Raw genomic sequence first — 13,526 nt, 5'->3', positions numbered from 1 at the left:
CCTTCGCCATGAAGGCGGACCTGGCCAAGCGCGAACCCGGCATGCTGGCCGAATGGGAACAGCAGGCGCGCTACAGTGCCATCCAGGCGCGCACCGCCAACCGCAGCAAGACCTTCGTCCTGCACGACGGCCCGCCCTATGCCAACGGCGAGATCCACATCGGCCACGCGGTGAACAAGGTTCTCAAGGACGTCGTGGTCAAGTCCAAGCTGATGGCCGGCTACCGCGCGCCCTACGTGCCAGGCTGGGATTGCCACGGCCTGCCGATCGAGATCGCGGTGGAAAAGGAAGTCGGCAAGGTCGGCGAGAAGATCGACGCGAAGGCCTTCCGCCAGAAGTGCCGCGAATACGCCGCCCGCCAGATCGACCTGCAGCGCGCTGACTTCAAGCGCCTGGGCGTGCTGGGTGAATGGGAAAATCCCTATCGCACGATGGATTTCCGCTACGAAGCGGACATGATCCGCGCGCTGTCGAAGATCGTCTCGAACGGTCATCTGGCGCGCGGCGTGAAGCCCGTGCACTGGTGCTTTGAATGCGGTTCGGCCCTGGCCGAAGCCGAGATCGAATACATCAACAAAGATTCGCCGGCCATCGACGTGGCCTACGACGCCATCGACCCGGCCGCGCTGGCCGGCAAGTTCGGCGTGGGCGAGATCGGTGATGCCATCGTCGCCGTGCCCATCTGGACGACGACCCCGTGGACGCTGCCCGCCAGCATGGCCGTCACGCTCGGAGCTGATCTTGAGTACGCGCTGATCGAGGGCGTTCCGCGCAATGGCCGCCGTGTGCTGCTGGCCGTAGCCGACAGTCTCGTCTCGCGCCTGGTGGCCCGCTACAAGATCGAAAGTATCAACGTGCTGGGCCGCACTGCTGGCGCCGCGCTGGAAAACCTGCTGCTGCAGCATCCGTTCTATGCGCGCAAGGTGCCGGTGATTCTGGGCGACCACGTCTCCGCCGAGGATGGCACCGGTGCAGTGCATACGGCGCCCGGCCACGGCGTGGAAGACTTCCAGGTCGGCCAGAAATACGGCATCGGCGTGGTCAATCCGGTCGGCGGCAATGGCGTGTACCTGTCGGATACGGAACTGTTCGCCGGCCAGCACGTCTGGAAGGCGAACGATTCCATCGCCGAGGTGCTGCGCGAGCGCGGCGTGCTGCTGGCCTTCGAGAAGATCAACCACAGCTATCCGCACTGCTGGCGTCACAAGAAGCCGGTCGCGTTCCGCACCACGCCCCAGTGGTTCATCAGCATGGACCAGGCAGGCCTGCGTTCACGTGCGCTGGAAGCGATCGAGAAGGAAGTGAACTGGTATCCCGCGTGGGGCCGCGAGCGCATCACCAGCATGATTGTCGGCCGCCCGGACTGGTGCATCTCGCGCCAGCGCACCTGGGGCGTACCGATTGCGCTGTTCGTGCACAAGTCGACCTCCGAGCCGCATCCGCGCACCACGGAACTGATGGAACTGGCGGCGCAGCGCGTGGAGCAGGGTGGTGTGGATGCGTGGTACGACATCGACATCACCGAGTTCCTCGGCGACGAAGCGGCCGACTACGAGAAAGTCACCGACATTCTCGACGTGTGGTTCGACTCGGGCGTCACGCACGCCTGCGTCGTGCAGGCCCGCGACTACCTGCGCCCGAGCGGCCCCGACGACAAGGTCATGTACCTGGAAGGCTCGGACCAGCACCGCGGCTGGTTCCAGTCGTCATTGCTCACCTCGATCGGCATGTATGCCAAGGCGCCGTATGACCATGTGCTGACCCACGGCTTCACCGTGGATGCGCAGGGTCACAAGATGTCCAAGTCGCTCAAGAACGTCGTCGCGCCGCAGGAGGTGATCAACACGCTGGGTGCGGACGTGCTGCGCCTGTGGGTCGTTTCGACCGACTACCGCAACGAGATGTCGGTTTCCAACGAGATCCTCAAGCGCGTTTCCGACGCGTATCGCCGCATCCGCAATACGGCGCGCTTCCTGCTGGGCAATCTCGCCGGGTTTGATCCGGCCAGGCACCTGGTGCCGGTGCAGGATTCGCTGCTGCTCGACCAGTGGGCGGTGCAGCAGGCCCACGACCTGCAGCAGGCTGTCGTCGCCGCTTACGATCGCTACGACTTTCCGGAAATCGTCCAGCGCATCCAGAACTTCTGCACCAATGAGCTGGGCGCGCTGTACCTGGATATCACCAAGGACCGCCTCTACACGATGCCGACGGAGAGCCATGGCCGCCGTTCGGCCCAGAGTGCGATGTATCGCATCCTGGAAGCCATGGTGCGCTGGCTGGCGCCGATTCTCACCTTCACCGCGGAAGAAATCTGGCGCGCGATGCCGGGCCAGCGCGACGAGTCGGTGCTGTTCGAAACCTGGTACGAAGGCCTGGCGGCCACGCAGGGCTCGCCGCAGCAGCGGCAATGGTGGGCGGATCTTCTCGCCATCCGCGGTTCCACGGGAAAGGTGCTGGAGGGCATGCGCGTACTCGGTGTCATCGGCGCCTCGCTCGAGGCCCAGGTGACGCTGTACCTGGACGCCGACCTGCGCGACCGCTACGCCGACGTCGCCGACGAATTGCGTTTCTTCTTCATCACTTCTGGCCTTTCGATCCAGGCACACCGGGATCGTCCGGCGTTCTCGGTCATTGCGCCGGAACTGGGCTTCGATGCCTTCGTGGATGACGAAGCCAGGCCGACCACGCTGGCGTTGAAGGGCGATCTGGCGGAACACGACGTCTGGGTGTTTGCCACGGGTGCCAGCGGCCAGAAGTGCGTGCGCTGCTGGCATTACCGCGACGACGTCGGTTCGGTGGCCGCGCATCCGCAGGCCTGCGCGCGCTGCGCCGAAAACGTGGACGGCGCGGGCGAGCGCCGGCGCTATTTCTGATGGCCGCCGTCGTGACCAAGGCGTCGTCCGCCCCGAATGCCCTGCTGTGGCTGGTGGTCTCGCTGGTCGTGATCGCGCTCGACCAGTGGACCAAGGTGATCGCGTCCACGTCCCTGGTCGAGGGCGTGCCGGATCCCGTCGTGCCCGGTTTCCTCAACTGGACGCTGTCGTTCAATCCTGGCGCCGCATTCAGCCTGTTTGCCGACGCCGGCGGCTGGCAGCGCTGGGGGCTGGGCGGCATAGCGATCGTGATCAGCACCGTGCTCGTCGTCGTGCTGGCGCGGACCGAGCGCAACGACTGGCGCTCGGCCCTGCCGCTGGCGCTGATCATCGGCGGTGCCCTGGGCAACCTGATCGACCGCGTGCGTTTTGGTCACGTGGTCGACTTCATCCAGGTCTATTACCAGACCTTCGCCTGGCCGGCCTTCAACGTGGCCGACTCGGCCATCTGCGTGGGCGCTGCGCTGCTGGCGTGGTTCAGCCTGCGCAGTGGGAAAGACCACCCCCGCGGGCAATAATGGGGCTCGCCCCGGAGTCGTGATTCCTATGGAAGTGCTGTTGGCCAATCCCCGCGGTTTCTGTGCCGGCGTCGACCGGGCGATCGAGATCGTGGACCGCGCGCTGGAAGTCTTTGGCGCGCCGATCTACGTGCGCCACGAGGTCGTGCACAACCGCTATGTCGTTGACGGCCTGCGCCAGCGCGGCGCGGTCTTCGTCGACGAGCTGGACGAAGTGCCCGACGGTGCAACGGTCATTTTCAGCGCCCATGGGGTGAGCCAGGCCGTCCGCGCCGAGGCCGACCGCCGCGGCCTGCGCGTGTTCGATGCGACCTGCCCGCTGGTGACCAAGGTCCATATGGAGGTCGCGCGCCACTGCAAGGCCGGGCGCGACGTCGTCCTGGTCGGCCACGCCGGCCATCCGGAAGTCGAAGGCACCCTGGGCCAGTGGGCGAAATCCGGCGCCGCCGGCGAGATCTACCTCGTCGAGACGCCCGAGGACGTGGCGCGCCTGGTTCCCCGCAATCCCGACAACATCGCCTACGTCACCCAGACGACGCTCTCGGTGGACGACACCAAGGCCGTCATCGAGGCGCTCCGCAGCCACTTTCCGGCCATGCTGGGCCCGCGCCACGACGATATCTGCTACGCCACCCAGAACCGCCAGGATGCCGTGCGCAAGCTGGGCCAGTCCTGCGACCTGGTGCTGGTCGTCGGCTCGGTCAACAGCTCCAACTCCAACCGCCTGCGCGAGCTGGCGGAAAAGCAGGGCGTCCCCGCCTACCTGATCGATGGCGCCGAGGACATCCAGGACGCCTGGCTGACCGGAAAGCCGCGCATCGGCGTGACCGCCGGCGCCTCCGCCCCGGAGGATCTGGTCCAGGGCGTGATCCGCCGCCTGCAGCAGGCCGGGGCGGTCAATGTCTCCGAAATCCCCGGCGATCCGGAGGGCGTCACCTTCGCCCTGCCCAAGGAACTGCGGATCAGCCTGATCAACTGAGCTTCGCGCCGCTCATCAGTCAGCCCGACGCCGCCCACCGGGCGGCGTTTCCGTCTCTGAAACGCGCCCGAAATGTGATGCATTCGGCGTTTACCGCCGGCTATCCGATTGCATCTGCCAATTGTCCGTGACAGGGTCGCGGTGTCAGTGCCTGCAGGACATGAATTTCGTCCACAAAATGCGCCGGGACCCGCGCTAAGTGATTGAGTGGCCTGCATCCACTCGTCAGGCAATTGCTACCTCGCATGTGCGCTCAGGTTGCTCCTCGAAACGCATATGGTTACTTTTTTGTCGCATTCGAACATTGGGGGCCTTATGGCTTTAAGCGGGTACCGCGGACGTCCAGCCGTCGTCCGGACATCGGGTTTTTCATTGATCGAACTGATGATCATCGTGGCCATCATCGCGATCGCGGTGGCCATTGGCCTGCCGAGCATGCGCGAGATGATGGTGTCCAATGCAGCGACGGACGCGACCAATCGGCTGGTTGGCGACCTGGGCCTGGCGCGGCAGGAGGCGGTCAAGCGTGGTCTGCGCGTTGGCGTGTTCGCCGATAGCGGAAACAATATCTGGACCGGCGGCTGGAAGGTGAAGGCAGACGTCAAGCGCAACGGCACTTACGAGCTGGTCCTGCGCGAAACACCGGCCCTTCACGATGGCTATGCCCTGAAGGTGGCGGTCGACGGCGCCGAAGGCGATGCAGTGGGCAGCAAAGCGACGATCTTCAACGGCACCGGCGCGCTGACGATGGGCGATACCGCCGATTTCAACCTCTGTGCCCCGAATAGCGACGCTACCCGTTCGCGCTCAATCCGCGTGTCGACCACCGGCCTTGTCACTTCACAACGCACCACCACCGGCTCCAATGCGCCGTCGTGCTGAGGAAACCATGTACACGTCACTAAAACGCACACGCGGATTCTCACTGCTGGAAGTGCTGGTTGCACTGCTGATCTTCGGCCTGGGTCTGCTGGGCCTGGCCGGATTGCTCGTGGTCTCGGTAAAGACAAACCACAGCTCGTACCTGCGTACGCAGGCGTCCTTCCTGGCCGAGGGCATGGCGGACCGGATCAAGGCCAATCGCATGGCACTCTGGAACGACCGCTACAACGGCGACTACTCGGCCGCCACCGCTGCCGCCCCCACGAAAACGTGCCTGGGCGCTGAGGCCTGCAGCGAAGCGGAAATCGCATTGCGCGATCGGGCCCAGTGGAGCGCGCAGTTGGTCGGTTTCCTGCCGAATGCGACGGCGAACATTCGTTGTGCGCTGAACCCCGGTGTTGCCATACCGGCGTCAGCCCGCCATTCCAATCCCCCCTATGACGGCCTGTGCTCGGTCTGGGTGAGGTGGTCGGAGAAATCCCTCAACACGGACACGGGTGCCGCATCGGTGCAGGACCAGACATTCGCATGGGTTTTCGAGCCATGAAAAAAGCCACGCATCCCATTTTCCAAAAGTGCAGTTCTGCCGCTGCACGGCAGCAGGGCCTGAGTCTCATCGAATTGATGGTGGCCTTGGCGCTGGGCGTGTTGATCACGTTCGGCCTGATTGGACTTTTCACCACCACCAGCCGGACCAACCGCGTGCAGGAAGCGCTGGCGCGCCTGCAGGAGAACGGCCGTTTCGCCACGATGCGCCTCACCGATGAATTCCGTTCCTCGATGGGCCAGTTCTGCAATGCCACCAGCGGGCAATCCACGAAGTCGTCCAATGGCGTCGTGAGCCCCGCGCGCGCGCCCATGGTGTGGTCGAAGTTCCAGCCGGACGAACAGTTCGCCGATGCGCCGGGCGCGACGCTGATTCCGTCGGAGCCCCTCGGCTGGCGCGATCCGGACGGCCCCTATCCGCTGAGCCCGCGCTATTTCCTGCAAGGCTACGACTGCACGACAGGGTGCACCCCGAATCTGCCGGCTTCCGTGGATTTGCCGAATAAAGTGCCGGGTACTGATGTTTTGACCGTTCGTAGCCTGAGCGGCACCGGCTGGCGTGGTGTCTGCAGCCTTGTGGACGGTGCTCCGCAGTGGACGATTGAAGAACATCCAGATGGCGGCGACAGCAAGATCAATTTCGAGAACGGTGATTTCGCGTACGTCACCGACTGCAATTCCCCGACCATCATGAAGATGACGTTTGACGGCGGGACTGTGCTGAAAGCCGATCCCGCGGCGTTGCTGGATGGTACCCCGAGCTGCCCCGCCAACGGCGGGCCAGGCACCGATACGCGAGTATTCAACGCCACCAAGGATCTGCGCACTGTGACGTATTTCCTTGCCACCAAGCCTGACCCGTCCCCCGATTCGCCGGGTGGCTCGGTGATCTCTTCCCTCTATCGGCGCGTCAATGGCGGTGCGCCTGTCGAACTGGTGGAAGGCGTGGAACGACTGGATTTCCTCTACGGCGTGCAGGATCTCAATGGCGCGGTGCGCTATCTGACCGCCGCGGAGGTTGAGGCGAACAGCGGCCCCACCACGTGCTCTCCGCCGCCCGCTGACCTGACAGATGCCGCCAAGAAATGGCTGTACGAACCCGGCTGCCTCTGGCGCTCGGTGAAATCGATTGAAGCGCATATGCTGGTCAATACCGTCAAGAATCAATTTGACCTGGCGGATGTGGACAAGGCGTATCGCTACAGCGTGGGCGACCCGTATTTCGCACTGGAACCCACCGCGCCGACCGATCCGATGCCGGTGACGAATCTCCCTGCCGGCAGCAAGTTGCGTCGCGAATTCATTGCCACGATTTCCGTGCGCGCTACCAGCCTTTGATAACGAGGCAGAATCATGACTATGTCCCGTTTTAAACCGATACCTGCGCAGGATGGCGCAGTGCTGTTCGTATCGCTGATCTTCCTGATCATCATCAGCCTGATCGCCGTGACAGCTTCCTGGAATTCCGTGCTGCAGGAGCGCATGACCGGCGGCATGCGCAACCGTCAGCTGGGCACACTGGGCGCGGAGAGTGCATTGCGCGCCGGTGAAGCCTTCGTCTGGACACAGATTGACCGCGCTGTCTATTCGCCCACGACGGGCTGCGTTCCCCTCAAGTGCGATGAAGCCGGCGGTGGCGCGAACTCGTGCTACACCTCGGACAAAGAAGGTCGCCTGGTGACTGCGGTGCAGAAATTCCGCACGGACGCGACCTGGGGGCCGATGGGCCGTGAAATGGTGGCGGATGTAACCGGTCTCAGTGGTGATTACGCAACCGCATCCCTCGCAAGCCAGCCCCAATATATCGTCGAAGAACTTGGTTCAGTCTCCAGGACGGTTAGCGAGGGCAGCCCGGGCGGGGGAGGCGGAGGCGGAGGCGGAGGCGGATATCGACAGACCGGTGCAGACAACGACCGCGGCCGGCAAGTGGGTCCAGGCGGTAGCGGTGGCGGTGGCGGTGGCGGTGTGGATGCCCGCACGCTTTATCGCGTCACCGCGCGCAGCCAGGGCGGTTCGGATGCCACGGTGCGGGTGGTCGAATCGACCTTTATCGCGAAGAAGATTACCAGCTGCAACCCCGTGTAACGTCAGCGGAGCAGGGTTCCTATGCTTACTAAACGATTTTTCCATTGGCGCGTGATCGGCAGCTCCTCTACGCTGGCGCTTCTCGCGTCCCTCTCGGCACCGGCCTGGTCCGGCACGGTCGACCTGGCGCCGGCACCGCTGGATGTCACGGCCTCCGTAGACCCCAACCTGGTCGTTTCCTTCGACGATTCAGGCTCGATGGCCTGGAACGCCCAGGGCGATCTTCCCCCGGGTTCTCCCAGCACCGGCTGGAACGGGCCCTGGATGTGCGCGGGCGTCATCGATCCCGGTGTGACGGACAAGGCCAATCCGCGTTCGCGTGTGATGAACGGCGTGTACTACAACCCGAACATCACGTACCGGCCGGCGAGCTTCAGTGACGGAACGGCCTTTCCGGACGCCGATGCCACCCTGAAGTCGGTCTGGCAGGACGGTATCAACGCCAACGAGCCTGGTCACGGCACGCCGACCGCCGCCGAGTGGGCCAATAACCCGGATACGCCGAAAGAAGCGAACGATCTGGGACGTACCAACCTGATGGGAACGGACCCGCCGGGTAATACCGACAATCGGTGGAAGTGCGGCCTTGGCGGTAATCACAATTACAACAAGGTCAATCCGTTTGCGAGTGGCGGGCCCTACTATTACAAGTACAAGGCATCGGCGCCGAACTTCATCAAGGCCGACGGCAGCATCGATACCAGCATCCTTTACAAGGAATCCAACTGGGAGGCGGTGGCCGTTCCCACGGACCAGTACCAGAACTTTGCAAACTGGTACGCGTACTACCGCACGCGCAGCCTGTCGGCGCGTTCGGCACTGTCGCGCGTGTTTGGCGCGATGGGCGCGAACGTGCGCGTGGCCTGGCAGACCATCTGGCCAAAAGCCAATGACCGCCCCTGGGCAACGTCGATTGCCAAGAACACCAGCATCATCACCAGTCTGACCGATACCAATACGACCGGTAATTCGGCGGCTAACAACTGGCGTACGAATTTCTTCAACTTCATCTACAACGTCGGCGTATATAACGGCACGCCGGATCGCGAAGCCACGGTGCGCGCGTCGGAGTTCTTCTCCGGCGGCCAGGGCGTGATGGGCCTGACCAACCCGTTCTACCAGCCCGGTTCGAATACCGTACCGGGCAAGGAACTGTCCTGTAGGCAGAACTTCCATGTTCTGGTGACGGACGGTTACTGGAACGGAACCGATAGCAACGTCACCCCGGCACCCACGGTCGTGCCGAACAAGGCCATACCCGGTGGCCTGCCGCTCGATCCGGAAGGCAAGCCGCAGCCGTTCGAATACAGCCCGACCGATGCGGAAACCCGTGTCTACTGGGATACGCGCGGCGGCGACGAAAAGCTCTCCCTGGCAAACATCGGTTTCCACTACTGGGCGAAGGATCTGCGTCCGGACCTGGCAAACAATGTCGGTCGCTACATCGGCGACAAGTCGACCAACCTGGACGGCACGGGCGAGCTGGCCGTCGGACAGGATCCGCTCAAGAACAAGGTGATTTTCTTCAACCCTGCCAATGATCCGGCGAACTGGCAGCACGTGGTGCAGTTCATGATTGCCCTGGGCATCGACGGCACGCTGCGCTTCCCGGAAGACTATTCGGAACTGCGCAAGTCCGGCGGGACGAAGTTCTGGCCGATGCCGGTGCGTGACAAGCCCTCGGCCGTCGATGACATGTGGCATGCGGCTATCAACAGTCGCGGCTCCTATTTCTCGGCCTCCAATCCGAACCAGCTGGTTGAGCGTCTGACGGAAATCATCAACAACATCCTGTCCCGTCGCAGCTCGTCGACGGCAGTCTCGGCGACGCTGTCGATCTCAGCCCCCACGACCCAAGGTTACTCCGGCGGGTATGACAGTTCGGATTGGTCCGGTTATCTGTTGCGCGTGGGCTTCGATCCAACCTCCGGTGCCGTTTCCAGCACGCGGAAATGGGACGCCGCATGCCTGTTGACGGGCGGCCTCTGCCCGGAAACCAATAGCAATGTCGGCGCTCCGCATGATCCGAATGCCCGTAACATCATCACCTCAACGGGCGGGGCTAGCTCCGGCATCCCGTTCCGCTGGGCGCAACTGAATGCGGCGCAGCGCGCGGCGTTGGGCAAAGATCCGGCGACCGGCTTGGCTGACGCGGCCGGCGAAGCGCGCCTCAACTATCTGCGCGGTTCACGCGTCCAGGAAAACACGGATCCCCTGATGCGTAAGCGCACGTCGGTGATGGGTGCGGTCATCAATTCGCGGCCGCGTTACCTGGCAGCAGGTGAGACGGACCTGGAAGACATGCTGTGGCCGGCTGGATCGCCGGAACTGGCTGCTGCCGAGGCGGGCCAGAGGCTCAGTGACTTCCACAAAGTGGCAGACAAGCGGTTGCCGACGGTCTATGTCGGCTCCAACCAGGGCGGCATGCTGCACGCGCTCGATGCGTCGACCGGCAAGGAGTTGTGGGCCTATATGCCGAACACGAGCTTGCTCAATGGCCGCGCTACCAAGTCGACGCAGCGAAATCTCACGACCTTGATTCCGGGGGTCGATGACACGGCGATTACCGCGGACGCCTTTGTGAGCACACCGATGACCGGCGGTAGCAAGGCGTGGAGAACCGTGCTTGTCCAGTCGATGCGCATGGGTGGCCGTGGCGTTTTCGCCCTGGACGTCACCGATCCGGTTTCGACGGGCGAAGGGGACGCAAAGAGCCGGGTCCTGTGGGAAATCAACGGTGACTCCGAGGAGTTCAAGTATCTGGGCTACACCTACGCCTCCGCCAATACCGCGCGTATCAAGTACCAGAACAAATGGGTCGTGGTGATTTCCAGCGGGTATTTCCCGAAGGACGTACAGGATCCCTTGTCCAATTCGGACGGTGCCAAGCGTAACCAGTCGACGCTCTATGTCGTGGATATGGAAACCGGTTCGAAGATCGCGGAAATCCATACGACGCCGGGCGTCGTCAGCTACGGTCTCTCGACGCCAGCGGTTGCATCGTCGGGCTCCAATGAACTCAGTGAGAAAGATCAGCTCGACGACTATGCGGTGGCCGGCGACCTGGCCGGCAATCTGTGGCGCTTCGATTTCTCGGACGCGGACCCGTCGAAGTGGAGCGCCCAGCTCATGTTCTCCACGTACAGCTATCCGTCCAGCGGTGGCGTCGGGAAAATGCCGATCACGACCTTGCCGATCCTGATGGCTGACCCGCAAGCTGACAGGACGAAGCGCGTATGGGTTTTTGGTACCGGCAAATACCTGGGTGACGAGGATCGCTATACCGCGGGTGTTTCGACCCAGGCGTTCTTCGGCATTCGCGAAACCTGGTTTGATGTGAAAGATCCACCGTCGTCGCCGTCGGGCGTGAATGCGCCGAAATTCCCGGTTGTCCCGTCCGAGATCGTCGACCAAAAGCTCACATCGTCTGCCGGCGATCGTCTGGTCCTGACGTCCGAACCAGTACCGAAGGAGAAGCGCGGTTGGCGGATTCCCCTGGATGTGCGTCCTGGCGAGCGCGTGGTCGTGAATGCGGTGCGGTTGGAGGGCCTTCAGAAGGCTTTGCTGACGACCCTGTTGCCCAAAGGTGACGATCCGTGCAACCCGGGTCGGTCGGGCAGCGTGATTGTGGTGGACCCGTCAACCGGCGGCGCCGGCGCAACCTCGCCGATCCTGATTGGCGACAAACCCAGCCCGCTCGACGGCCATGTCGGTTACTTCATTGCGGACGACAAGGCAGGCAATGCAATTCCGACCAGCGGCACTCCGACGCTCATGGATCACATCGGCGGCGGCAATCTGTTCATCCCGGGTTTCCCGAAGGATCAGCTGATTGCCGATGACCCGCTCACCCCGGACGTTGACGAAAGCGCCATCTCGTTCCCGTCCGAACCCTGGCATCGCGGCTCATGGCGCAGCCTGCTGGGCGAAGACTGATCGGCTGGACGAAGGCAGGGCGCAGGCCCTGCCTTCGTCGTTTGCTGTGACCGGATTCGGTGTAGCGGACAGAGGCGGTCGGTAAGATCGAACAGGCAATCGTCGACGGGATCGCCGCGGCGAAATCCGACATCAGCAACAGGTACAGGTGGGTGCGATGTATACAAAGAAGAGCAAAGGCTTCACCCTGATCGAGGTCGTGGTGGTCGTGCTGATCATCAGCATCCTCGCCGCTATCGCCATCTCGGCCTACGGGCGCTACAGCTTCCGTGCGCGTCGCGCGGACGGCCGCGAGTTCGCGATGCGTATCGTGCAGGCCGAAGAACGGTTCTATACCAACTTCAATCGCTACACGCCGACGCTGGGCGCCGGCGGCCTGGGCTTCACCGGCGGTGCGCTCAGTTCCGAGCGCAACTACTACGACGGCGCTGTCGCAGTGGCTGCCGACGGCCAGAGCTTCACCGTCACGGTGACGCCGAAGGATGCGCAGGCCAGCGACGATTGCGGCTGGCTGTCGATCACCAATATGGGCGCCAAGGCTTCCGAAAAGACGTCTACCAACGGCTCGTGCTGGTAAGCTGATCCAATCGGCGGATTGTTGCGGGAAGGGGCTACACCCTCTATACTCCGCGCCCTCCCGTGACGCCGACGTAGCTCAGTTGGTAGAGCAACTGATTCGTAATCAGTAGGTCGGAGGTTCGACTCCTCTCGTCGGCACCATCGGAGACGTTTCACGCAGAGCCCGGCCCTGGCCGGGTTTTTCGTTTGGGAAGCGGGTTGTTCGCGTCAACCATGGTTGACCCGATAAGCCTCACTGGCTAGAATCCGCGTCCCATTTCGGGCGGTTAGCTCAGCGGTAGAGCACTGCTTTCACACGGCAGGGGTCACAGGTTCAAACCCTGTACCGCCCACCAATTAGAACAACGACTTAGGCAGCCCTTACCGGCTGCCTTTTTCGTTTCTGGCGCGCTGAGACGCGTGAATCGGGTCGTTTTATCCCACTTAACTATCCCAGGCTTCCGGATGGCGAGCCGGACCGGCCAGCACATGACTGGCGCCGTAGCGCGGGTGCTGTCGAGCAAAGCCTGTGCGTTGGCTGCACTCCAATCGCAAGGCCGCGTGCCTCAGAGCGTACCTGGAACGGCTCCAGGCGCTGCACGATCGTGCGACAGCGCTACCGCAGGTCACACTGGCTGTGCCGCCGCCGGGCGGTTCAAATGCGCCGCCCGGCCCTCTGGCGCGACACAGGCCGCATTGCCGTCTGTCAGGCCTATCTATAATCCTTGCCGGGAAATCACGTGAGGTGCCCATGAAAACGTTCGCCTGTTCCGTCCTCGCGCTCGCGGGTCTGCTGGTCGCGCAGGCTTCGGTTGCACAGTCCGATAATCCGGATGGCAAGATCGAGCAGAACAACAACAAGGCTGTCACGCACAACTGTGGTGAAGCCGGAAGCCTGTCCCTGGTAGGCTCCGGGAACGAAGTGACCGTCACCGGCGAGTGCACGCTCGTCGCGATCAAGGGCGGTAACAACACGGTTCGCATCAACCGCGTCTCGCAGATCAATGTCGACGGCGACGGCAACCAGGTCTCCTGGGTCGACGGTACTGGCCCGGGAAACCAGGCCACGTCGAAAGTCGCCGGCCGCAACAATGTCGTCACCCAGGAAAAACCGGTGGAAGCGCACTGATCGCGATCGCTGCTGCCACC

Annotated in this window: 10 protein-coding genes and 2 tRNA genes; all 12 read left to right on the top strand. The window is 63.1% G+C overall.

The window, feature by feature from the left end:
- The first annotated feature begins 8 nt into the window (after positions 1 to 8).
- Positions 9 to 2,873 (top strand): isoleucine--tRNA ligase, encoded by a 2,865-nt coding sequence (ileS, locus tag N4264_RS20945; protein ID WP_425508357.1) that lies wholly within the window; start codon positions 9 to 11, stop codon positions 2,871 to 2,873.
- Positions 2,873 to 3,391: a signal peptidase II gene (lspA, locus tag N4264_RS20940; RefSeq protein WP_425508289.1), complete on the top strand. Its 519-nt coding sequence runs from the start codon at positions 2,873 to 2,875 to the stop codon at positions 3,389 to 3,391. The genes ileS and lspA overlap by 1 nt, the downstream gene beginning before the upstream one ends.
- A gap of 28 nt (positions 3,392 to 3,419) precedes the next feature.
- On the top strand, positions 3,420 to 4,370 hold the full coding sequence (ispH, locus tag N4264_RS20935) for a 4-hydroxy-3-methylbut-2-enyl diphosphate reductase (RefSeq protein WP_261694161.1): 951 nt from the start codon (positions 3,420 to 3,422) through the stop codon (positions 4,368 to 4,370).
- A 258-nt stretch (positions 4,371 to 4,628) separates the two neighbouring features.
- Entirely contained in the window at positions 4,629 to 5,252 is a 624-nt protein-coding gene (locus N4264_RS20930; RefSeq protein WP_261694160.1) for a GspH/FimT family pseudopilin, read from the top strand.
- Positions 5,253 to 5,259: 7 nt separating this feature from the next.
- Positions 5,260 to 5,799: a type IV pilus modification protein PilV gene (gene pilV, locus N4264_RS20925; protein WP_261694159.1), complete on the top strand. Its 540-nt coding sequence runs from the start codon at positions 5,260 to 5,262 to the stop codon at positions 5,797 to 5,799.
- Positions 5,796 to 7,136: a PilW family protein gene (locus N4264_RS20920; RefSeq protein WP_261694158.1), complete on the top strand. Its 1,341-nt coding sequence runs from the start codon at positions 5,796 to 5,798 to the stop codon at positions 7,134 to 7,136. Before pilV ends, N4264_RS20920 begins: the two co-directional genes overlap by 4 nt.
- A 15-nt stretch (positions 7,137 to 7,151) precedes the next feature.
- Entirely contained in the window at positions 7,152 to 7,883 is a 732-nt protein-coding gene (locus N4264_RS20915; RefSeq protein ID WP_261694157.1) for a pilus assembly PilX family protein, read from the top strand.
- 21 nt (positions 7,884 to 7,904) lie between these two features.
- Positions 7,905 to 11,819: a pilus assembly protein gene (locus N4264_RS20910; RefSeq protein ID WP_261694156.1), complete on the top strand. Its 3,915-nt coding sequence runs from the start codon at positions 7,905 to 7,907 to the stop codon at positions 11,817 to 11,819.
- Positions 11,820 to 11,976: 157 nt separating this feature from the next.
- Complete coding sequence (locus N4264_RS20905) at positions 11,977 to 12,396, top strand: type IV pilin protein (protein ID WP_261694155.1); 420 nt, start codon at positions 11,977 to 11,979, stop codon at positions 12,394 to 12,396.
- 67 nt (positions 12,397 to 12,463) lie between these two features.
- Positions 12,464 to 12,539: transfer RNA gene (locus N4264_RS20900), tRNA-Thr, on the top strand.
- A gap of 119 nt (positions 12,540 to 12,658) precedes the next feature.
- Positions 12,659 to 12,733, top strand: a tRNA-Val gene (locus N4264_RS20895).
- A 395-nt stretch (positions 12,734 to 13,128) separates the two neighbouring features.
- A complete protein-coding gene (locus N4264_RS20890) occupies positions 13,129 to 13,506 on the top strand; it encodes a DUF3060 domain-containing protein (RefSeq protein WP_261694154.1) in 378 nt (125 codons plus the stop codon).
- Positions 13,507 to 13,526 lie beyond the last annotated feature (20 nt).

The organism is Tahibacter amnicola (assembly GCF_025398735.1).
GTDB lineage: Bacteria > Pseudomonadota > Gammaproteobacteria > Xanthomonadales > Rhodanobacteraceae > Tahibacter > Tahibacter amnicola.
The sequence above is the reverse complement of the archived record's forward strand: the minus strand, read 5'-3'. Positions and strand labels throughout refer to the sequence as shown.

Bases quoted from the DNA above. Each gene is read 5' to 3' on its own strand.
- N4264_RS20920 (WP_261694158.1), top strand. From the start codon at position 5,796: ATGAAAAAAGCCACGCATCCCATTTTCCAAAAGTGCAGTTCTGCCGCT.
- ispH (WP_261694161.1), top strand. From the start codon at position 3,420: ATGGAAGTGCTGTTGGCCAATCCCCGCGGTTTCTGTGCCGGCGTCGAC.
- N4264_RS20910 (WP_261694156.1), top strand. From the start codon at position 7,905: ATGCTTACTAAACGATTTTTCCATTGGCGCGTGATCGGCAGCTCCTCT.
- N4264_RS20905 (WP_261694155.1), top strand. From the start codon at position 11,977: ATGTATACAAAGAAGAGCAAAGGCTTCACCCTGATCGAGGTCGTGGTG.
- pilV (WP_261694159.1), top strand. From the start codon at position 5,260: ATGTACACGTCACTAAAACGCACACGCGGATTCTCACTGCTGGAAGTG.
- lspA (WP_425508289.1), top strand. From the start codon at position 2,873: ATGGCCGCCGTCGTGACCAAGGCGTCGTCCGCCCCGAATGCCCTGCTG.
- N4264_RS20915 (WP_261694157.1), top strand. From the start codon at position 7,152: ATGACTATGTCCCGTTTTAAACCGATACCTGCGCAGGATGGCGCAGTG.
- N4264_RS20890 (WP_261694154.1), top strand. From the start codon at position 13,129: ATGAAAACGTTCGCCTGTTCCGTCCTCGCGCTCGCGGGTCTGCTGGTC.
- ileS (WP_425508357.1), top strand. From the start codon at position 9: ATGAAGGCGGACCTGGCCAAGCGCGAACCCGGCATGCTGGCCGAATGG.